Source organism: Caminibacter profundus (assembly GCF_054657155.1).
The window spans coordinates 200,149-222,036 of record NZ_BAAHXC010000001.1 but is presented as its reverse complement, the minus strand read 5'-3'; the positions used below and the strand labels follow the sequence as shown (position 1 = coordinate 222,036).

Sequence of the window (21,888 nt, the reverse complement as noted above, 5' to 3'; positions counted from 1 at the left end):
GTTCCAAATAAATATATGATAAAACTAATATACCAATACACAAATAACATTTTAAAAGGATTTGAATGTTTACAAAAGCAATATACCCTGGAACTTTTGATCCAGTTACAAATGGTCATATTGATATAATAGTTAGAGCTTGTAAAATATTTGATAAAATAATTGTAGCAGTTGCTGATAATAAAGATAAAAGAACAATGTTTAATCTTGATAAAAGAGTTGAAATGATGAAAAAGGCCACTTCAAATTTCCCAAAAATAGAAGTTAAACCTTTTAGTTGTTTACTTGTAGAGTTTGCAAAAAAAGAAGAAGCTAAAATAATTATAAGAGGTCTTAGAGCTGTTAGTGATTTTGAATACGAGCTTCAAATGGGATATGCAAACAAAAGTCTTGATGAAAGTATAGATACTATTTATCTTATGCCAAATTTACAAAATGCATTTATCTCATCAAGTGTTGTTAGAAGCATTTTAAAATATAATGGGGATGTAAGTCACTTAGTGCCAAAAGAAATACTCAAGGATTTAAAAAATGTATATAGCAATTGAAGGAATTGACACAACTGGAAAATCAACTCAAATAGAACTGCTTAAAAACTATTTTAAAGACGCTGTCCTTATAAAAGAACCAGGTTTTACAAAAGTTGGAAAAAAACTTAGAGAAATAATTTTTAATGAAAATATTCATAAAAAAACTGAACTATTTTTATTTTTAGCAGATAGAGCCGAACTAAATGAAAAAGTAATAAAACCAAACTATAATAAACTAATAATAAGTGATAGAAGTGTGATAAGCGGTATTGCTTATGCAATGGAATTTTTTGATTTTGATATGCTTGTAAATTTGAATAATTTCGCAACTGACTCTATATTTCCTGAATTTGTAATCATTTTAAAAATAGAAAAAGAGGAACTAATTAATAGATTATCAAAAAAGACACATGATAATATAGAAAAAAGAGGAATTGAATATCTTATAAAAATTCAACAAAACTTAATTGCAACTTGTAAAAGACTTGAAATCCCATACCTTTTACTGGATGCTTCAAACTCTATAGAAGAAATAAACTTTAGAATAAAAAAGGCAATAAGTGGGCTTATTAAATAAAATAATAGGTGATTTTAAAGCTGTAAAAAATAGAGATCCGGCTTTTAAAAATAATATTGAATTATTTTATGCATACCCTGGTGTTTGGGCTTTAGCCTTTTATAGAATAGCAAATGTACTTTATAAAAAAGGATTTAGAAGAATAGCAAGATTTATAATGAGTATTAATCAATTTGTTACTAATATAGATATACACCCAGCAGCTTCAATTGGTGAAAATGTCTTTATAGACCATGGTATTGGAGTTGTTATTGGTGAAACTGCAATTGTAGGAAATAATGTAACAATATATCAAGGTGTAACACTTGGTGGAGTTAGCTTAAATCCTGGAAAAAGACATCCAACAATAGAAGATGATTGTATTATTGGTGCTGGAGCAAAGGTACTTGGTAATATTATTATCGGAAAAGGTAGCAAAATTGGAGCAAATTCTGTCGTAGTAAAAGATGTCCCACCTTACTCTACTGTTGTAGGGATTCCTGGAAAAGTTATAAAAAGAAAAGACTATACCCCTCTTGGACACAACAAACTACCTGATATTGAAAAAGAGTTATTTGAATATTTGATGGACAGAATAAAAGTTCTAGAAGAAGCAATTATTAACAATGACAAAAACATCATTGAAAAAGATGAAGAAATAGAAAAAAAATATAGAGACTATCTTGAAGCATTTAAAAACAAATAATTAAAAGTTATTTATAAATTCTAAAAATTCTTTTTCTGGAAGTGGTTTTGAATAATAAAACCCTTGAATGAAGTCACATCCATTTTCTCTTAAAAACTCTACTTGAGCTTCTGTTTCAACACCTTCTGCTACAATTTTTTTACCAAGTGAGTGCCCCATTGAAATAATTGCTCTTGAAATAGAAACATCCTCTTCATCATCTGGTAAATCTTTTATAAAAGCTCTATAATTTTTAAAGCATAAATTGGCAGTTTTTTAAGATATGCAAGAGATGAGTAACCAGTTCCAAAATCATCAATTTCAAATTTAATTCCTAGCTTATTAAGCTCACTAATATTTTTTAGTAAAATCTCTAAATTCTCCATCAAAACACTTTCCGTTATTTCAATAATTATTCTATCAGCTGGTATTTGATATTTTTGGAGTAAATTTATTACTTCGTTATAAAATCCAATATGAACTTGTTTCGCTGAAATATTAATTGATATTGGAACATCTAAATCATAATCCTTAATAAATTTAAAAACTTTATCCATTACAATAGCACCAACTTCTTTTATTAATCCCCTGTCTTCTAAAATAGGAATAAATTTAGCAGGTGAAACTAATTCATCTCCTTTTTGCCATCTTATTAAAGCCTCACCCATTGAAATTTTATTACTTTGAATATCCATTATTGGCTGATAAAAAACAATAAATTCATCTTTTTTTATACCTTCAACAAGCTCACTCTCAAGATTTAAAACCTCAAGAGTAGTTTTTTGCATAGAAGATGAGTAAAACTCAATTCCTTTGCCTTTTTTCTTTGATTCTTTTAATGCTGCTTCAGCTGATGCAAAAAGTATCTCTTTGCTAAGCCCATCATCAGGGAAAAAAGCACATCCCATACTAATTGTTACTAAAAATTTTTTATTTTCAATTTCAAAAATAAACTCAAAATCTTTTAAAACTTTTTCTAATCTATATAACTCTTCTTCTTTACTTTTTATATTGTATAAAAATAATGCAAACTTATCCCCTCCAACTCTTGCTAAGATATCTTTTTTTCTAAGAAGTTTTTTTAGATCTTTTGCTAATTGAGATAAAACTATGTCTCCTGCCCAAAAACCAATAGTTGAGTTTATTGTCTTAAAGTTATTTATATCAACAATCCCTAACATACCTTTTTGGTCTTTTTCTTTTAACATTTCAACAATAGAATTAAGTTCATCAAAGAAGTATCTTCTATTAGGAAGAGCAGTTAATATATCATAATAAGTAAGATAATTTATATCTTCTTTCCTTGAAAGAGTAACAATTCCAAAACCAATATCATGAGCAATTTGTTTTAGAAGATTAATTTCCTCTTCTTCAAATTCTTTTCCCTTATAATAAACAACTAAAGCAGCTGTTATTGTATTGTTTGTAACAACAGTAGATATTCCATTTTCCTCTTTGAATATTGGAACAGTTATTTTATGACAAAAGCTTTTTTCTTGATTAGTTAAATTTTCTTCTTTTTTATATCTTTTTTTTATAAGAGAAGAAATATCATTAATTTTTATAACATGAGAGCGAAGATAATTTTTAAAACTTTCATTTTCCCCAAAACAAGCAATAGGAGTTACTTTACCACCATCATATTCTCCAACCCAAGCAAAATCAAAGTGTCCTTCTTTAATTAAAATTTCACAACTTTCTTTATAAATCTCTCCCTTTGTAGCAGCTCTTGTAATTAACTCATTTATTTTAATTAAAACTCTATAAAGCCTTAAAAGATTTTTGAGTTTTAACTCAATATCAACCTTTTGTTTAATATTAAGAGCTATTATCCTTTTATAACTTTTTCCATTTATTTCAAAATCTTGAATAGATACATCAATAGGAACAAGACATCCATTTTTAAGATATACAATATTTTTGTCTTTATAAATAAACTCTTTTATATTTTTTCCAATTATTTCTTCTTTTGAAATATTTATCCAATTTAGAAAGGTTTTATTTACTTCTTTTATACTATCTTGTTCATCAATTATAATAACTGCTTCATTTATAGAGTCTAATACACTTTTAAAATTTATAAAAATTTTTTGAAAAATTTCAAGAAACTTTTTATAAATTTCTTCTTGAAGTTTAGTTGGAATAGAAGAGGTTTTTAGATAATTCCTAAAAACTTCCTTAAAAGTTTCAATCACCTCATTGGTCATAACCTACCTTTAAAACTTATTCTTTTTCACTTCTTGAATCATATTATTAGCCATACTGTTTACTTCATTTGCTATTATACCAACTTCTTCAACTTCTTTTTCCATTACTTGTGTTTTTGAATTTACTTCATTAATTTTTTCGGTAACATTTGTAATATCTTCTGTTTGTTTAACAATAGCTTCTCCAATATTTGTAATTGACTGAGTAAGTATATTTATATTTGCATCAATTTCACCTAAACTCTTTTGAGTTTTTTCTGCTAATTTTCTAACCTCATCAGCAACAACTGCAAACCCTCTTCCATGTTCCCCTGCTCTAGCAGCTTCAATTGCTGCATTTAATGCTAAAAGATTCGTTTGGTCTGCTATTTCTTGAATAACATTTACCACACTTTTAATATCTTGAGACTGCTCTACTACAGTTTTTGTTTGATTTGAAATTTCCAATACTTCATTGTTTAAACTATGCATAACATTTACAACTTCAATTAATTCTTGAGAAGCTTCTTTAGTAACCATTCTTAATTTTTCCATATTTTCTTTTAACTCATTTGCTTTTTGATTTAACATTTCACCATTTTCTTTGTTCGTAGAAAGAATATTTACAATAGTGTCAAGAACTGAATTTACAGCAAACTCCACTTTTCCTATTGCATTTTGAACTCTTTGAGTAAAATCTCTATTCATTGCTTTATCTAATACATATACTGCTTTATTTATATCTTTTCCTATAATTTTTTCGAGAGCTTCTTTCATTTCATTAAATATAACTCTTACTTTTTCGAGATCCGGATTTGAAGCTTCTTCAAATATTCTACCCTCTAAAACTCCTTTTTTCATTTTTTCAACTTCTCTAACTAGTCCTTTAATCATAATTGAGTCTTTCATTATACCTTCTTCAACTTTTTTAATATTTTCATTGACAACTCTTGCCATTAATCCTATTTCATCATTTGAATTAACTTCTATTTCTTTTACCTGAGTAGTTTCTCTGTTTAAAAATTTGAAAAATTCAAGAAGCCCATCTTTTAACTTATCTATAGATTGCGTTAAATCTCTTACGAGTAAAATTGCTAAAACTATTACTGTAATTATTATTAATATAGTTACTATACTAACTATAATTAAAAACTTAAGAGTATGATTATATTCTTTTTCTGTAATTTTTATAAGTTTTTGAGCTAACTTATCTGCATATTTTTTTATAAGGTTTATTTTTTTTGTTGCTAAAACTATCCACTCTTTAGGAGTAATATTAATATAGGTTTTAGTATTACTAAGTTTTTTAAAAGCATTAATAGCTGGCCTATCATTTACTTTTATTACTTTATCAAGCTGTTTAATTGGCATATTATTAGACCAAGCTTCTACTACTTTTGGTATACCTAAATAATATTTGGTAAATACTTTTCTAATTTTTTCAAGTTCCGTTGTTTCTTGTTCGCTGATTCCTTCTTTTTCTAACTTATCTATTAACATAATTAACTTTTTATATGATCTTTTTACATTTTCTTCATACTTAGCCTTACCTCTTAATACATAGTTTTTAAAGTTATGAATAAGACCTCCATAACCCACAGTCTCTTTCATAGCAGATATTAGATTTAATTTAAAAGGTATTTTTGCAAAAATATCTCTTACTTTCTGCACTTCTAGATTATATTCTCTAATTATTTTTGCAACCTCAGATAATTCATTTAATAAAAGTTTTTGAGCAGACACTGTTGAATACCATTCAATAATAATATCATTCCTAAGTTTTCCTGTACTCAATAAATAAGCTAGATATGCTCTCTCTTTTCCTGCATATTCAGTTAGCCATAAAGTTTTAAAAAACCTAATCATTCCTTGGGTTATATCTTCTCCTAAATTATAATTAAGTAACTGATCTTTAGTAATTAAAAACTCCCTGTTTATTGAAGAGTAATATTTTATTTCATCTATTAAACCAATCTCTAAATTTTTTACTTTATTTCTTATTCGATTAATATTTTTTAGTTTTTCAAATGCTTGCTTATAATATAAATATAAATGAGGATCTATTTTTGAAATATCGTTTTGTTTAATATAAGCTTTTAATTTACCAAGAGCAATATCAGTTTTTCTTATTTGCAAATTTAACTCATCTTTAAATCTTTGACCTCGATTTGCAATATAAGCAGATGAAAGCCCCCTCTCTTTTTGAAGCTCCACTAATATATTTGGCATATATTCCGTACTTAATACTATAAGCTTTTTAAAGTTTTCTTCTTTTTTATACTGTTTATACTGATCGTAAATCAAATACCCTGCAAATAATACTAAAAAAAACAGCGGTAAACCTGCTAGCAGTAATAATTTCTTTTTTATCGTTAAATTTTTAATCATCTTTTTCCTTTTTGATTTTTTATATCGACTAAAAATCAAAAAAAATTAGTGTTTCTTCGGTGTTTCTTTTTTAAAAAATTACTATTAATTTTTACTTTTTTTTATACTATTTTTATATAATACAAAATAAAAAAGGTTATGAAATGTTTAGTAATAGAATAGAAACACTAAGCCCATCACTGACAATTGCAATATCTCAAAAAGCAAGAGAATTAAAAGCAAAAGGTAAAGATGTCCTAGCATTTAGTGCTGGTGAACCCGATTTTGACACTCCAGCAGTGATAAAAAAAGCCGCTATTAAAGCTATTGAAGAGGGCTTTACAAAATATACTGCAGTTGCTGGAATCCCAGAACTTTTAGAAGCAATTCAGGAAAAATTAAAAAGAGACAACAACCTTTATTATGAACTAGATGAAATAATTGTTAGCAATGGAGCAAAACAGTCTCTATTTAATATTTTTGCATGTTTATTAAATAAAGGAGATGAAGTAATCATACCTTCCCCTTTTTGGGTAACATATCCAGAAGTTGTAAAATATCATGGCGGAGTACCTGTAATAATTGAAACTAATGAATCAACTGGATTTAAAATTACAGCTGAAATGCTAAAAAACGCAATTACACCAAAAACAAAAATTTTAATTCTTACAACACCAAGTAATCCTACTGGCGCAGTTTATACAAAAGAAGAGCTTACTAGCTTAGCAGAGGTATTAAAAGATACGAATATTTGGGTAATAAGCGATGAAATGTATGAAAAATTAATTTATGATGAAGAATTTGTAGCGAGTGCTAGCATAAATGAAGATATGTTAAACAGAACTATTACAGTAAATGGTCTATCTAAATCTCATGCAATGACTGGTTGGAGATTTGGATATTGTGCAAGCAAAAATAAAGAACTTGTCAAAAATATGATAAAACTTCAATCTCAAAGCACTTCAAATATAAATTCAATCACTCAAAAAGCAGCAATTCCAGCCCTCCTTGGAGAAGCTGACTCCGATGTAGAAATTATGAGAAAAGAGTTTCAAAAAAGAAGAGACTATGTTTATGAAGCATTCAATAGTATAAATGGTCTATCTGCTGCAAAGCCTACAGGTGCTTTTTATATTTTCGTTAATCATAAAAGTATAGAAGAAGATTCAATGAAGTTCGCTTTAAAATTACTAGAAGAAAAAGGTGTTGCAGTAGTACCAGGCGTTGGTTTTGGAAGTGAAGGATACTTTAGATTTTCTTTCGCTACCGATCTTGATACAATAAAAGAAGGGATAAAAAGAATAGAAGAGTTTATAAAGGAGTTTAATTGATTAGGCATGTAGTTTTATGTAAAGTAAAAGAAAACTCTCCTTTAAAAGAGATAAAGCAAAAAATAGAAAATCTTAAAAATGAAATTGATGTAATCAAGCATATTGAAGTAGGAATTGATATTGGATTTGACAAAAACCCTAGTAATTTTTGTATAATTACTGAAGTAGAAAATCTTAAAGATTTAGAAATTTATGATAAACATCCTAAACATTTAGAAGTAATCGAACTTTTAAAAAAATATATTACAGAAAGAAGAGTCGTGGATTATAAATGTTAAATAAAATAAAAACCCTTAATAGTTTTATTTCAACTTCAATTATTTTTTTTCTCTCTTTTATTCTAGTAATAATATTAGTAAATCAATTGACTATTAGTAATCACTTAAAAAAATATACAAAATATGATAGCTTTTTAATTAATAAATTTGGTCAAATTAGAGGAAACATACAAAGATATACCAAACTCAAAATAGCTCACTCTCAAAAAATTCACAAAGTATCTAAAAATATCGATAATTTATTTATAACCATAAATTACTATCTAGATAATTATCCAGAAATAGTACCTGACAAATATTTAATAAAATTTTATGACTTATTCAGCACAACTAACTCACTCTGGAAACAAATAAAAAATACAAACTCAGAAAAAAAATTATTAGTGTTATCAGAAAAAGCTTGGCAAACAGCTGATAAACTTACCTGCTTAATGAAACACATAGCTGAAGATAAAATGGCTTATATCATAAATAAAATATTTTTATTTACTTTCATATCGATAACATTAATTGTAATTTTAATACTTATAGTTTACTCATTAGTTAGAAGTGGGCTTGAAAAAGCAACTATCACTGACCCTCTAACTACACTATACAATAGACTCTATTTTGAAAATCAAATCAAATATTTACATGAAAAATATAAAAGAAACAAAACTCCTTTTAGTATTTTTTTATTCGATATAGATAATTTCAAAAAAATCAACGACACTTATGGTCATCAAACTGGAGATGAAGTTTTAACTTCAATTGCAAAAATATTAAAAACAAACCTAAGAAAAACTGATTTACCATGTAGATATGGAGGTGAAGAGTTTATTGTAATTTTTCCAGAGTCAAGACTACAAGACATTATAACAGTAGCTAAAAGAATAAAACAAGAAATTGCAAAAAATATTATATTAGATGACAATCTAGTAACAATAAGTGGAGGAGTGGGAGAATATAGTAATAATTATAATTCTGTTGACGAATTTTTAAACAGAATAGATGCTGCCCTTTATATAGCAAAAAAAAGTGGTAAAAATAAAATAATTACTGTTTAGTTTTTTTCATTTCTTTAAAAACATAAATAAAAGCTATTAAAATCACTCCACCAAGTAAAAACAAACTACCATAAACAACTTGTTTTTCTGCCTCTTTTCCTGTTCCAAATAAATATCCAATCATAATCAAAAAACCTGTCCAAATTAAATTAGCAGAAAAAGTAAGAGGTATAAAAAAACGAAGAGGCATATGCGAAAGACCTGCCGGAATGGAAATATATTGACCAAGGCCTGGAGTTAAAGGAGCTAAAAAAGCTGATATTTTTCCATGTTCATTCCAAAACTTGTTTACTTTTTTTATTATTGGCTTATCTTTTAAAAACTTCCTTACTATAAATTTAGCTAAAAAATAGTTAATTAAAGCCCCGCTCAAACTACCAAGAGCAGAGCTAAACCATACAAGATATAAATTCATATCCCCTTTTGCAGCTAAATATCCTGCTGGAAGTAATACTAGTTCGCTTGGGACTGGAATAAAAGTTCCAACTAAAAGCATATAAAAATATATACCAAAATATCCAAGAGTCTCAGTAAAGTTTACTAAAAAATCAATTATCTCTTGAAACATCACTATCCTTATAAATCAAATTCTGCAATTATCGGTACATGGTCTGATGGCGTTGGCTTTCTTTTTCGTCTAATAGATGTTAATATCTCAATATTTTTAAATTTTCTCTCGAGTGACTTAGTTGTTAAAATATAATCAAGTCTAAGACCTTCATTTTTATAAACTGCCCCTCCTCTATAATCATAAAATGTAAAAATTTTTTCATTTGGATAAACTTTTCTAATTAAATCAACAAATCCTAAACTCAAAAACTTAGATAAAATCGCCCTCTCCTCTGGTAAATGAGTAACTTCCCCTTCCCATATAAACTCATCCCATACATCAAGGTCAGTATGAGATATATTAAAATCACCACAAATTAATACTTTTTCACTTTTTAAATCAAATCTTGTTAAAAAATTAAATAATTTATCATAAAAAGTCATCTTATAATCAAACCTATCATCATAATTATCACCAAGAGGTGCATAAATATTAATTATATGAACTCCATTTATGAGCGTATATATTAACCTTGGCTCATTAAGTTCGCCTTCAAATCCTTGTTTGTATTTTTCAATTGGATACTTACTGCATGTAGCTACACCATGAAGCCTTTTTTGACCATGAATAATACATTCAAAATCCTCATTAATATTTGGGAATTTTTCATTTTCTACTTTTATCTCCTGCATACATAAAATATCAATATCATATTCTTTAACTAAATTTTGAACTATTTCAAGCCTGCTTCTTATTGAGTTTACATTAAATGTGCATATTTTCAATGTTTATCCTTTTAATCCTAAAAAGTATTTATACAAATATGCAAAAATTGCTCTTTTTTTAGAACCAGACATATATTCTACTCTTATTACTCCATTAATTTTAAGAATATTTTCAATTTCCTCTTTACTTTTATGTATTAATTTCACATTATTTTTAACGTGTTCTAAAAATTCATCATACTCTTTATCAATTAAAATTCTTTTTCTAAATCTTTTAGGAAAATTTGGATTATCTTTTATATATAATATAATTTCTCTAAAATCCTCATTTCCACTCTCTATTGCTAAATCTTCAAAATGTCTCTCAACTGCTTTTTTTCTAATAGGAGCTGAAGTATAAAAACTTGGCGGTAATATTGGATAAAAAATTCTATTTATCTTATTAGAATTTAAAAAATTATCTATAGCATTTTCTATTAAATCTAAAAAAGGTCTTATAGAAATTGTACCATCAGCATTTTGTAAATTTTTATAAAACCAATCATAAGTTGATCCAAACCTTTTTCTTTTTTTATCATCAGGTCCTAAATAAACATTTTTTCCAAAAAAAACTTCAACTAAAGGTTTTATAAAATAATCTTCTAAAGGAAATTGATTATAATATATATCAGTTGCATATTTTTCGATACTATTTATAACACCTATTGTAATATTTTTATATTCACTAATATTATCTTTATAAAAATTCATTATTTGGAAAAACCTATTTTTTTCATAACCAAAAACAATCTTAAAGAAAAAAGCAAAAATTTCATCTTTATCCCATTCTAATTCAATTACCCTATTTCTTAAAGATTGTTTATTTGTTAAATTTGAAAGTTTTTCATATAAATCTTTTCTTAAAAATAATTTTGGTTGAATTTTTAAATAAGGATTTCTAACACACCATCTAATTAATGGAGAAATTGCTTTTGGCCAATTTACTGGTTTTACTATAAAATCCAATTGATCAAAGGTTATTAACAAATTTTCATCTTTTATTTTTAATTGTTTATCTATTTTGTTTAATTCATTTTCAATTTCTTCAAATTTGTTATAAATATATTCTAAAAAAAATTTTCTCTCTTTCTCTTTAAATTTTCCATTTAATTTTTGAGGAATAAAATCTATACTTAAATTTAATTTTTCTTTTTCTAATGCTAAAGAATTTAAAATATAAACTTGCCAAAATCTTTCGTAAAAAAATTCTTCATTTTTAATATCCTCTACATTAAATCTATCAATAGGATAAAATTTAATTCCATTTTTATCTTTTTCTAATGAAATTATGTTACAAACTTTATATTTTTTATCAAAATTATTAGCTTTTTTTTGTAGATTTTTTAAAAATTCTCTATTTTCTAAAGCTCTATAAAAATAAGTTTTTCCAGTTCCTTTACTTCCTAATATTAAAAGTCTATTCTCATCAAAAATATCTTCCATACATTTTCTAAAATAAAATCTTTTAGTAAAAAAATCTTTATTAAATTCTATTTCCTCATCATCCCCATAAGGTTCTGGATAATGTTTTTCTAAATTTTTTAACAGACATTCCCTTAAATTCTTAATATTTTCACTTTCTATTGTCTGATTTTTTATATCATATTGATTAAAACTTATAAATGTCTCTATCATATCAAACATATCTTTATATCTTGTATTTATAAATCTATTTTTTATAAAATCCATATAATCTTCATTACTACTAAATTCTGTACCTAACTCTGAGAGTAAAGGTTCTCTATATATATAAGTCATTGATGGTAAAACATTGTCAGTATTATCATTTAAAAGCTCTATTATCGATTTAACATTATCTTCAAAAGTTTTAAATCTATAAGAGTTTAAAGTATCATAATGAATTTGAGAATTTACCAAAACAAACTCTGGAGCATTTTCATTTAATAAATTTTTTAAAAAAACCTCAAGACCAGGTCTATTTTGTATAGAATTTGAAAAAAAACCAATTATTAATGTGGATAAGTAATGACTTAAAAGACCAAATACATCATTTATTCCTGTTCTGCTATCAATTAAAATAACATCAGGTGAAAATTCTTTTTTTATAATTTCAAATAAACCCAATATTTTTTTTATTATAGTAACTGTTGAATTTAAATCAATTCTTGCCAATCCTTCAATATAACTTTCAATATTTTTAATATCTCCTGCAGGAATTATATATATATCTCCATCACCACTAATTTCTTTAGAAACTTTAAAAGAATAATCTCTTTTAAAATTAATCTCTCTTTTTGAGGTTTGAGTATCTAAAATAAATTCAATTACTCCATTTTTACTTTCACTTTCAAAATTAAAAAAATTTATTATCCCAGGTGCTTCAAAATCAAAATCAATAATAACTACTTTTTTCTTTTTATGATATGCCAAATAATTAGCAAATAAAACAAGAGCAGTAGTCCTACCCACCCCCCCTTTATAACTATAAAATGAAACAACAGGAAGATTAATATTTTTTAAGTCAAAATCATCGAAAGAAGAAAATCTTTTTTTATAACTCCAATTTATTTGTTTATCAAATATTTTTCTTATAAATTCATCATTTTCATACTCTTCTTGTGAATATTCTCTTAAAAACACTTTACAATCAATTTCTTTTAAAATTTCATTATCAATTTTTCCAATAATATTCAAAGTTATAGTTGTATCGATATTAATAGTAATATTGTATATTCTATCTCTTAAAAAACTTTGAAGTTTATCTATACATTCCTTTACAAGCAACATTTCTTTACCTTTTTTTTAAATTTTATAACAATATTCTAAAAACTTTTTCACTTCTTTATAAATTTCATCCAAATCTTTTCTTACATCACAATACTTATTTTCATTACAATGATATCTAATGTAAATATTCCATTTATCTGCAAAATAAACTTTAATTTTTTCTAAAGATTCAAAATTTACTTCTATCTCATTAATTAAAGTCATCAAATAAGTAATATCGTGAGTAAAAAATTTAATATTTTCTCCTCTACTTCTAAAAAAACTTTTTATTTCTTCACCATTATCAAAGTCCAAATCTTCTATTTCACCTTCTCCTATTTGTTTTAACTTGATATATTTTAATCCCATCTCTACTACATAACCTAATAAATAATAAATCTCTTCTTTTATAAGCCAATTTTTTAAACAATCTTCATTACATCTTTCATACAAACATTCACAAACTTTAAAATGTTTTCTTGCTGCATCTCTAAATTCGTAATATTTCATTTATCATCCTAAACTAAGTTTAAATGTTGAAATTTTTTTATTTTTCACCTTTCACTTTTCATTTTTTATCCTTTCACCTGGAACTTGAGACTCAGAAGTTGGCTACTTTATTTTATATTCCCATTTTCCCAGAATTGAGAATACCGTTTGGATCGAAAGCTTTTTTTATTCTTTTAAATAAATTCATCTCAGCCTCACTAAAAGCAATATTCATAAAAGGAGCTTTACTAAGCCCTATTCCATGTTCACCACTTAAAGTACCTCCCATATCAACAACTGCTTTAAATATCTCCTCAACTGCCTCATATCCTTTTTTTACCTCATCTTCATTACTTCCATCAACCATTACATTTACATGGATATTTCCATCACCTGCATGACCAAAACAAGGAATGGTTAAATTATATTTTTTTCCAATTTCATAAATTCTATTTAAAGCTTCTGGAAGTTTACTCCTTGGTACTGATATATCTTCATTTATCTTTTTACTGCCATAAATAGTAATAGATGGAGATGCATTTCTTCTTGCATACCATATTTCATTTGATTCTTCTTCATTCTTAGCTACTCTAAACTCCTTACATCCATTTTCTTTAAACGAATTTTCCAAAATGCCAAGTTGATAGTTTACTTCTTCTTCAACATTTCCATCCACATCACCAACTAAAAGAGCTCCAGCCCACTCAGGTAAATTTACTCCAAGTTTCTCTTTAAGAGCTTTTACAACTAAACTATCCATAAATTCCATAGCAACTGGCGTTGCTCCCATAGACAAAGACTTATAAACAGCATTCATAGCATCTTCTACATTTTCAAAAATTCCCATATAAGTTTTTTTTAGTTTTGGTTTTGGAAGTAATTTTAGAGTAATTTCAGTAATAACTGCTAAGGTCCCCTCACTTGCAATCAAAATACCAGCAACATTATATCCTGCTACATCTTTTATTGTTCTTTTTCCAGCTCTAATTATATCTCCATTTGGAAGTACTGCTTTTAGACTCATTACATAATCTTTTGTAAGTCCATACTTTGCTGCCCTAATACCACCAGCATTCTCACTAACATTTCCACCAATTGTTGAATAATCCATACTTGCAGGATCAGGCGGATAAAAAAGACCTCTTTTTTCAACTTCTTTTTGAAGATGTGCATTAACGACACCTGGCTGTACTACTGCTACCATATCTTTTTCATCAATTTCAAGTATTTTATTCATATATTTTTCAACTGCTAATACTATACCTCCATTTACAGGCAAAGCTCCTCCCGTGAACCCACTTCCAGCACCTCTTGGTATTACAGAAATTTTATTATCATTGCAGTATTTTAAAACACGACTAACTTCCCTTTCATTTTCTGGAAAAACTATAGCATCTGGGTAATAGTGTTCTTTTGTCGCATCATATGAATAAGCACGCAAATGAATTTTATCTGTTTTGACATCTTCAACACCAACTATTTTTTTTAAAGCCTCAATATGTTTAGTATCTATCATGTTTAACCTTTACTTAGATTTTGTATTTAATTTAATTCTTTATTATTCAAAACACGCAAAATTTTTTTAAAAAATAAAATTATTTTTTTATTAATTTTAAATAATAATTCTCAATATTTTCAGTTTTTATATCAAAGTTATTAAAATATGTAAAGAAAGCTTTATTATATTTAGAAGTTTTTTTAATTTTGTGTGAATTTATTACATAAAAACTAAATGAATCAACTTCATAAAGCTTCTTGCCTATTACAAATATATATCTTACTATATTATTTTCTATAGCAAATTTTCTAAAAGTACTAATATCTGGCATCCCATCAATAAATGAAGCTAAAATATCAGGTGAAATAATTATTGCATTTTTATATTTATTTCTAATCATTAAATAAACCTCTTGATTTGGTGCAATTATCATTATTCTATTATAATCTTTTTCAAACACAACCTCATCACCTTTTTTTGGAACAACAACAGGAAGTGCAAAAGCATCATTTCTCAAAGTATCATATGTATAAAAATCAACTAAATTACCATTTGCAACAGCTCTAGCACAAATAATTTTTTCACCTTCATACGGACATAACACAATACCACTAGTTCCTTTTTTTAATTTTTTATCAATTTTTCCATAATTATTGTATACTTCCACTAAATTTGCTCTAATTTCTGCAAAAGCAAACACTGTTAAAAATAATACAAAAAATATCCTCATTTAATAACCTTTTTGGTAAAATTATATCAAAATTAAACATAAGGATTTTTGGATGGAATACGATATTTTGGTAATTGGAAGTGGAATTGCTGGAATGATGGCTGCGATTGAGGCAAAAGAGCTTGGAAGTAATGTGGCAATCGTTATGAAAAAATCACCAATGGCTAACAATTCATTTATGGCAAAAGGTGGAATAAATGCTGCATTAAACAATATGGGAGATGGTGATTCAATTGAAAACCATATTCAAGACACACTAAAGGCTGGAATGGGACTTGCAGAAGAAGAAGCTGTTAGAATTTTTTGTGAGCAAGCTCCACAAGTAGTTAGAGAACTACACAGAAAATTTAAAGTACCTTTTAATACACTTCCAGATGGCAGACTAGCTCAAAGACCATTTGGTGGTACAAAATATAAAAGAACAGTTTATGCAGCAGATGCAACAGGTCCTGCAATTATGAAAGCTTTAAATAAAGCACTAAATGACTTAAATATTGACACAATCAAAAATTATTTTGCTCTAAATTTACTTGTAAATGATGGAAAAGTAGCAGGTGCTACTTTTGTAGATCAAAATGGTGAAGTAAAAGTAATAAAAGCAAAAGCTGTAATAGTTGCTACTGGAGGATTTGCAGGGCTTTATAGAGGTCGCACAACAAACATTAACGATGCAACTGGTGATGGTATAGCTATGGGACTAAGAATCGGCCTTGAAGCTATGGATATGGAGTTTGTACAATTTCACCCAACAGGGCTTGAAGGAACAAACTACTTAATAAGTGAAGCTGCAAGAGCTGAAGGTGGAAAACTAATAAACAGTGATGGAAAAGAATTCGTAGATGAACTAAATACTCGTGACTTTGTTACTCGTGCAATTGTTAAACAACTTCAAAAAGGGAAAAAAGTATATCTTGACTTAACTGATATTCCAGAAAAAGTAATTAATACAAAACTAATAAATCTCAAAAAAAGAGTAAAATCTTTAAAAGGTATAGACATTTCAAAAGAACCAATACCTATTTCACCACTTGCACACTATACAATGGGAGGAATTAAAACTGATACATATTGCTTTACTGATATTGAAGGTCTATTTTATGCCGGAGAGGCAGGTAACAATGGTGTAAATGGTGCAAATAGACTTGGTGGAAACTCTTTAAGTGAAGGTGCAGTATTTGGAAAAATTGCAGGTTATCAAGCAGTGAAATATTCTCATAGACAAACAAAACATATAGAACCAAAAAACGAAGATATTCAAAAAGATATTGAACTTGTAGAAAAACTAAAAAACACAAAAATAGATGCTAAAACAATCAAAGACGAGATTGGTGAAATTCTTTTCAACAAATTAGGTATCATAAGAAATGGATATGCAATAAAAAAAGCTCAAGAAAGACTAAATAAAATAAAAGAAAAATTAAACACAAATGACGACATAGATTCTTCTTTACAAGAAAAACTTGAATGTATTAATGCAATTGACATTGCAACAGTTTTAGCAAAATCAGCTCTTTATAGAGAAGAAAGCAGAGGTGCTCATTTTAGACTAGACTTCCCAGAAAGTGACCATGCATTTTTACATCACACATTGGAGAAATTAGATTAAAAGTGAAATTTCTCCATCTTTTCTATTAATAATTCTTCTATAGTTTTTGGTGCAGACAGATAATAACCTTGAGCTAAATTTACTTTCATCTCTTTTAGATATTCAAGTACTAATTTATTTTCAACAAATTCTGCTACTGTTAATACCATAAATTCTTTACCTAAAATTGAAATCACTTTTATAATACCAATTCCAAGATGTTTAGACACTTCAGTATAATAAAATTTAGTTAATCAAATACAACCAATTAAAGCATATACTTCTATTTAAAAACTATGACTATATTAGAATTGGTATAAATACGCTCAACAAGAGTGAAAATTTTTAACGCTTTTATTTCACTAAAATTTGCAATTGTTTCGCTTTATTTAGTCAGTACCAAATAAATATGATTATTAACCAATGAAGAAGAAAGAGAAGGAGAATGAAAGAAACATTTAAACCTTAATTAAATCTGTTCTATTTTTATTTTATCTGTATTAAAATATCTTTTTAGTTCATCTTCTATTGCCATTAAAGTCATACTACCACTTGCGCATGTCGCACATGCTCCAAGATATCTAATATAAACTCTTGTAAGATCATCCTCTTCTCTTATATCAATAAGTTCTAAACTACCTCCATCTACTGCTAACATTGGTTTTATTTTTTTATCTAAAAACTCTTCAATTAGTTTTATCTTTTTAATCAAACTCATACTATCAAAATCTTCAGAATTTATAGATTCTTTTAGTTTTTCTTTTTTCATTTCCTCTTGCATTTCTCTTATAATGTCTACAAGATATACATCTCTCTCTTCATGCCCTCCAGGAGCTACACAACTTTTACAATAAGTACCAGCATCTGTGTATTTTTGAAGTTCTTCTACACTTTTTACATCATATTTTCTAATAATTTCTTCAATTTCACCTCTTGTTACTCTTGCACATTCACAAACTATTTCACTATCTTTAAGTTCATTTACATCTTTTCCTTTATATTTTGCAGCCGCTTCCATAATAACATCATATGCCATAACGCTACAATGCATTTTTTGAGGTGGAAATGCCGGTTTATCTGGTTCATCCCTCAACGCTTTTTCAACATCAAGATTTGTTACTTTCATAGCCTCATCAACAGTTTTGCCTATAGTTAGTTCTGTCATTACATCAGATGACGCAATTGCTGTCCCGCATCCAAAACTTTTAAATCTCGCATCAATAACTTTATTTGTTTTTGGATCTACCAACCAATAAAGTCTAACAGCATCTCCACACGCTTCACTACCAAAGTCTGCCACTACAAGCTTTGCTCCTCTTTTTTTAGCATCTTCTTCACTAAATTCACCCAAAAATTTTGGATTGTTCATTCTCTCAATTACTTTATTTGAATATTGTTCCCAAACATTTCCTGTTATTAAATCATTTCTTCCCATTTTTTCTCCTTATATTTGTATTTTTTTAATTTGGCTTTACATTAGCATATGTCATTGAAATACTTCTTAGTCTCTCTACAATTTTAGGAAGTACTTCTATTACATAATCAATCCCTTCTTCTGTTGTAAAACGACTTAATGAAAAGATAATTCCTGTATGAGCAATTTCAGGATCTTCTCCTAAAGCTTCAAGCACTTCACTACCTTCAAGTCTTTCGCTACTACAACTACTTCCAGTTGCTGCATAAATTTTGTGCATATTTAAATCCCAAAGCATTGCTTCACCTTCAATTCCTCTAAATGAAGCAACAACTGTATTTGGAAGTCTATATTTTTTATCTACATAAGTTTTAGTATCAGGAATCTTTAAAATAGCTTCTTCCAATTTATCTCTAAGCTTACTAACTCTTGAATACATCTCATCTAAATGCTCATTTGCTAGTTTCACTGTCTCAGCCATTGCAATTATTCCATTTAAATATACACTTCCACCTCTTTTACCACCCATTTGATTTCCACCATGTATTAGATTTACGTAAGGTGCTCCTTTTCTCACATAAAGTCCCCCAACACCCTTTGGACCATGAATTTTATGTGCTGAGAATGTAAAATAATCAACTCCTAACTCTCTTACATTAATTTTTGCTTTTCCAATTGCTTGAGCACCATCACAATGAAATGGAATATTGTACTTTTTAGCTATTTCTCCAATTTCACGAATTGGCTGAATTGCACCACTTTCATGACTTGCAAAAAGTACTGAAATTAACGCTGTATCTTCTCTTATTGCATTTTCAAGTTCTTTAAGCGAAATTCTTCCGTTTTCATCTGTTCTAAGATATGTAACTTCCATCCCATGTGTTTTACAATAAGCACATGTAGCTTTAATAGATGAATGCTCTGCTATTGTTGTTATTATATGCTTTTTGCCGCTACCTTTTAGGTAAGCATCTAAAAAAGTTTTTATTACAGTATTATTACCTTCAGTCGTTGAAGAAGTGATTATTATATCATCTTCATCTGACGCACCAATTCCAGGGTATAAAACATCATACGCCTCATTTAATTTTTGTCTAGCTTCTATTCCTAAGTCATAAATTACATTAATATTTCCAAAATATTTTGTTGCATCACAATAAATTTTTTGTACTCTCTCATCGATAGGAGATGTTGAATTATTATCTAAATATACTTTCATTAAAGCTCCTTTAGCTTTTTAACTAATTGTAACACACTTTACAAAAAAAAAATTGATATATATCAATTTTTTTCATTAATATCCAAAATGCTTCGTTTTAAATTCTGAATTATATGAATTTGTCTAGTCTATCAGCAACAAGCTTAGAAAGAAATTTTTCACTCTCTATTTTATCTATAAATTCTATCACTATTAAAAATCCGTCAAGTAGTTTTTGTACATTTGTAATTTTCCCCTTCAAGTTTATCTGTTCCTCTTTTTTTCTTATATTAATAACAGTCGAAACTTCTATCTCCATATCAATTTTAAACTCATAACAATAAGTACTTTTTACAACAAATCTATTAATTGAAATAATCTCTATTAATGCTGAAATTTGATATTTATCCCACTTTAACAGCACATCCATAGGAGGTTCTACTTCGACAGACACATAGTCTTTTTTTGATAAATCTATATCAAATTCACTTGTCTTTATAACAGACCTCTCTATATCTATATCTGTAATTTTTGCTTTTACATTCGGGGTCTTTGGCATTTCAATATATAATAAATTATTAATATGAATAGAATGTAATGTTGTTTTTTTAACCTTAAAAGCAACGTCATTTTTCCCTATACTAACAACTTTGGCTTCTGATTTAATAAGAATTTCTTTATAAAAATTAATTACTTGAACTGTTTGATTTTTATCTTTTTGTTCTCTAAGAAATGAAAAAAATTTTTTCATAACCTCTTCTTTTAAATGTTCATGTCTTACAAATTCTTTGTCATCTATAATATTACCTTTCATTTTTTCTACTAAAACATAAGCTCTATTTAGAATTTTACTTTTTGTATCGTTTTCTCTATAAATAACTATTGCTATTTTTAACTTTAATTCTATTAAAGTATCCTCATAAGAAATCATCTATTCTTGCTGCAAAAATATTTTCATAATTTTTCAGTTTCTTAGCAAATTCCCTTAATACAAAATCTCCTACTTCTCTTCCGTATATTTCATTTATTAGTTTTAAATTATTAAAGCGAATCATTATAAAAGCAAATTTTTTATTTTTTAAAAACTACTTTCTCGTCAAATTTTCTATTATTAGCCAAATCTGTAACAGGGTCTATATATAATAAGTTCAATAATTCACCTGTTTTTTTGTAGAACTATTCTCTTCCACATTTCTTTTAATTTTTTCTTTTATAAATGATATGTCATTTATAACAAACAAATAACTATTTTCCTCTGTTGGATAAACTTTAAGTTCATAATCTAAGTCCTGAATTTTAACTTCACATCTGCTGAAATTTTTGGTCAAAATCAAATTTAGCCATTCCTCAAAATTTTTTTTATTAAAAACATCTTCAAAGTACTCAACCTCGTCTATAATTTCCAAAGGGTGTGAATAGTTTTGATTTAACTTATAAAAAATTTTATTCGCAAAAACCAACTCATTATCTCTTAATTCAAAAATTATATTATCTTGTACATTTAAAATATTTTTTAATTTATGTTCCTTATCTAACTCTCTTAAGTAAAAAGCTTCTAACACCTGTTTAGATACAAAATCAAAAACATCAAAAAACCATTTATATTTAAAATTTATATTGTCTAATATAGAATATTTTAACGCTTTACAAACCGTCATAACTTCATATATGTCTAGCTTATCCTTTACAAGCTCGATAAACTTATTTAAATAAGGACAGTTTTCTTTTCCTTTTATTATTTCCAAAAAATTTGATAAAAAATTATAAGCAAAATGTTTTTTAAATTTTTCAATACTTATTCCCTTCTCTTTAAAAATTTCAGTTACTTTTTCGTCTTCCAACCAATTTTTAATAATATCGTCTTTGTTTTTAACAATCAGATTAATTATTTGATTTTTTTTATTAACCATTATTAACCTTTTTAATTTTTACAGAATTATTATTTTAACAAAAG

The 21,888-nt window shown here is 26.9% G+C and carries 21 protein-coding genes and 2 pseudogenes; 7 read left to right on the top strand and 16 right to left on the bottom strand.

The annotated features are described in order from the left end of the window. Nucleotides 1-65: 65 nt before the first annotated feature. Genes coaD through cysE form a run of 3 tightly spaced genes read left to right on the top strand, consistent with a single transcriptional unit; the run spans nt 66 to nt 1,792 of the window. Nucleotides 66-548: a pantetheine-phosphate adenylyltransferase gene (gene coaD, locus ACYQ1U_RS01180; RefSeq protein WP_459883389.1), complete on the top strand. Its 483-nt coding sequence runs from the start codon at nt 66-68 to the stop codon at nt 546-548. Beyond that, nucleotides 532-1,107, top strand: a complete 576-nt coding sequence (gene tmk, locus ACYQ1U_RS01175; RefSeq protein WP_459883388.1) for a dTMP kinase — start codon at nt 532-534, stop codon at nt 1,105-1,107. The genes coaD and tmk overlap by 17 nt, the downstream gene beginning before the upstream one ends. Beyond that, complete coding sequence (gene cysE, locus ACYQ1U_RS01170) at nt 1,091-1,792, top strand: serine O-acetyltransferase (protein WP_459883387.1); 702 nt, start codon at nt 1,091-1,093, stop codon at nt 1,790-1,792. The genes tmk and cysE overlap by 17 nt, the downstream gene beginning before the upstream one ends. Here the strand turns inward: cysE and ACYQ1U_RS01165 are convergent, their stop codons facing one another. The 4 genes and pseudogenes from ACYQ1U_RS01165 to ACYQ1U_RS01150 form a co-directional block, all read right to left on the bottom strand. After that, nucleotides 1,793-1,957 (bottom strand): EAL domain-containing protein, encoded by a 165-nt coding sequence (locus ACYQ1U_RS01165; RefSeq protein ID WP_459886348.1) that lies wholly within the window; start codon nt 1,955-1,957, stop codon nt 1,793-1,795. A 47-nt stretch (nt 1,958-2,004) separates the two neighbouring features. After that, nucleotides 2,005-3,978, bottom strand: a complete 1,974-nt coding sequence (locus ACYQ1U_RS01160; RefSeq protein ID WP_459883386.1) for a bifunctional diguanylate cyclase/phosphodiesterase — start codon at nt 3,976-3,978, stop codon at nt 2,005-2,007. A gap of 9 nt (nt 3,979-3,987) precedes the next feature. Further along, nucleotides 3,988-4,449, bottom strand: coding sequence for a methyl-accepting chemotaxis protein (locus ACYQ1U_RS01155; RefSeq protein ID WP_459886346.1), 462 nt, complete (start codon nt 4,447-4,449; stop codon nt 3,988-3,990). A 1,218-nt stretch (nt 4,450-5,667) separates the two neighbouring features. Then, nucleotides 5,668-6,186, bottom strand: a pseudogene (locus ACYQ1U_RS01150) (nitrate- and nitrite sensing domain-containing protein); the annotation flags it as partial. A 302-nt stretch (nt 6,187-6,488) separates the two neighbouring features. Here ACYQ1U_RS01150 and ACYQ1U_RS01145 point away from each other — a divergent pair. Genes ACYQ1U_RS01145 through ACYQ1U_RS01135 form a run of 3 tightly spaced genes read left to right on the top strand, consistent with a single transcriptional unit; the run spans nt 6,489 to nt 8,979 of the window. Continuing rightward, the gene (locus ACYQ1U_RS01145) at nt 6,489-7,655 is read left to right on the top strand and encodes a pyridoxal phosphate-dependent aminotransferase (RefSeq protein ID WP_459883384.1); all 1,167 of its coding nucleotides are present in this window, start codon (nt 6,489-6,491) and stop codon (nt 7,653-7,655) included. Further along, nucleotides 7,652-7,933, top strand: a complete 282-nt coding sequence (locus ACYQ1U_RS01140; protein WP_459883383.1) for a Dabb family protein — start codon at nt 7,652-7,654, stop codon at nt 7,931-7,933. Before ACYQ1U_RS01145 ends, ACYQ1U_RS01140 begins: the two co-directional genes overlap by 4 nt. Next, nucleotides 7,927-8,979, top strand: a complete 1,053-nt coding sequence (locus ACYQ1U_RS01135) for a GGDEF domain-containing protein (protein WP_459883382.1) — start codon at nt 7,927-7,929, stop codon at nt 8,977-8,979. The genes ACYQ1U_RS01140 and ACYQ1U_RS01135 overlap by 7 nt, the downstream gene beginning before the upstream one ends. Here the strand turns inward: ACYQ1U_RS01135 and ACYQ1U_RS01130 are convergent. The 6 genes from ACYQ1U_RS01130 to ACYQ1U_RS01105 form a co-directional block, all read right to left on the bottom strand. Continuing rightward, a complete protein-coding gene (locus tag ACYQ1U_RS01130; RefSeq protein WP_459883381.1) occupies nt 8,969-9,547 on the bottom strand; it encodes a DedA family protein in 579 nt (192 codons plus the stop codon). The two genes, ACYQ1U_RS01135 and ACYQ1U_RS01130, sit on opposite strands and share 11 nt — an antisense overlap. 8 nt (nt 9,548-9,555) lie before the next feature. Then, a complete protein-coding gene (gene xth / locus ACYQ1U_RS01125; RefSeq protein WP_459883380.1) occupies nt 9,556-10,314 on the bottom strand; it encodes an exodeoxyribonuclease III in 759 nt (252 codons plus the stop codon). Nucleotides 10,315-10,317: 3 nt separating this feature from the next. Further along, nucleotides 10,318-13,041 carry a ParA family protein gene (locus ACYQ1U_RS01120; RefSeq protein WP_459883379.1) on the bottom strand — a complete coding sequence of 908 codons (2,724 nt, stop codon included), beginning with the start codon at nt 13,039-13,041 and terminating at the stop codon, nt 10,318-10,320. A 15-nt stretch (nt 13,042-13,056) separates the two neighbouring features. Next, nucleotides 13,057-13,530, bottom strand: a complete 474-nt coding sequence (locus ACYQ1U_RS01115; protein ID WP_459883378.1) for a hypothetical protein — start codon at nt 13,528-13,530, stop codon at nt 13,057-13,059. A gap of 112 nt (nt 13,531-13,642) precedes the next feature. Beyond that, nucleotides 13,643-15,025, bottom strand: coding sequence for an FAD-binding oxidoreductase (locus tag ACYQ1U_RS01110; RefSeq protein WP_459883377.1), 1,383 nt, complete (start codon nt 15,023-15,025; stop codon nt 13,643-13,645). A gap of 79 nt (nt 15,026-15,104) precedes the next feature. Further along, the gene (locus ACYQ1U_RS01105) at nt 15,105-15,737 is read right to left on the bottom strand and encodes a plasminogen-binding N-terminal domain-containing protein (protein ID WP_459883376.1); all 633 of its coding nucleotides are present in this window, start codon (nt 15,735-15,737) and stop codon (nt 15,105-15,107) included. 52 nt (nt 15,738-15,789) lie between these two features. Between ACYQ1U_RS01105 and ACYQ1U_RS01100 the strand changes: the two genes are divergently transcribed. After that, entirely contained in the window at nt 15,790-17,343 is a 1,554-nt protein-coding gene (locus ACYQ1U_RS01100; RefSeq protein ID WP_459883375.1) for an L-aspartate oxidase, read from the top strand. Here the strand turns inward: ACYQ1U_RS01100 and ACYQ1U_RS01095 are convergent. The 6 genes and pseudogenes from ACYQ1U_RS01095 to ACYQ1U_RS01070 all read right to left on the bottom strand — a co-directional run bounded on the left by ACYQ1U_RS01095 (nt 17,340) and on the right by ACYQ1U_RS01070 (nt 21,844). Beyond that, on the bottom strand, nt 17,340-17,552 hold the full coding sequence (locus ACYQ1U_RS01095) for an EAL domain-containing protein (RefSeq protein ID WP_459883374.1): 213 nt from the start codon (nt 17,550-17,552) through the stop codon (nt 17,340-17,342). The genes ACYQ1U_RS01100 and ACYQ1U_RS01095 overlap by 4 nt on opposite strands. Nucleotides 17,553-17,791: 239 nt before the next feature. Continuing rightward, entirely contained in the window at nt 17,792-18,757 is a 966-nt protein-coding gene (locus ACYQ1U_RS01090) for an iron-sulfur cluster assembly scaffold protein (protein ID WP_459883373.1), read from the bottom strand. A gap of 25 nt (nt 18,758-18,782) precedes the next feature. Next, the gene (locus ACYQ1U_RS01085; protein ID WP_459883372.1) at nt 18,783-19,955 is read right to left on the bottom strand and encodes a cysteine desulfurase family protein; all 1,173 of its coding nucleotides are present in this window, start codon (nt 19,953-19,955) and stop codon (nt 18,783-18,785) included. A 109-nt stretch (nt 19,956-20,064) separates the two neighbouring features. Then, entirely contained in the window at nt 20,065-20,865 is an 801-nt protein-coding gene (locus ACYQ1U_RS01080) for a hypothetical protein (protein ID WP_459883371.1), read from the bottom strand. After that, a pseudogene (locus tag ACYQ1U_RS01075) lies at nt 20,852-20,998 on the bottom strand (diguanylate cyclase domain-containing protein); the annotation flags it as partial. The gene ACYQ1U_RS01080 and the pseudogene ACYQ1U_RS01075, both read right to left, overlap by 14 nt. Nucleotides 20,999-21,082: 84 nt before the next feature. Beyond that, nucleotides 21,083-21,844, bottom strand: a complete 762-nt coding sequence (locus tag ACYQ1U_RS01070) for a hypothetical protein (protein ID WP_459883370.1) — start codon at nt 21,842-21,844, stop codon at nt 21,083-21,085. Nucleotides 21,845-21,888: the final 44 nt, after the last annotated feature.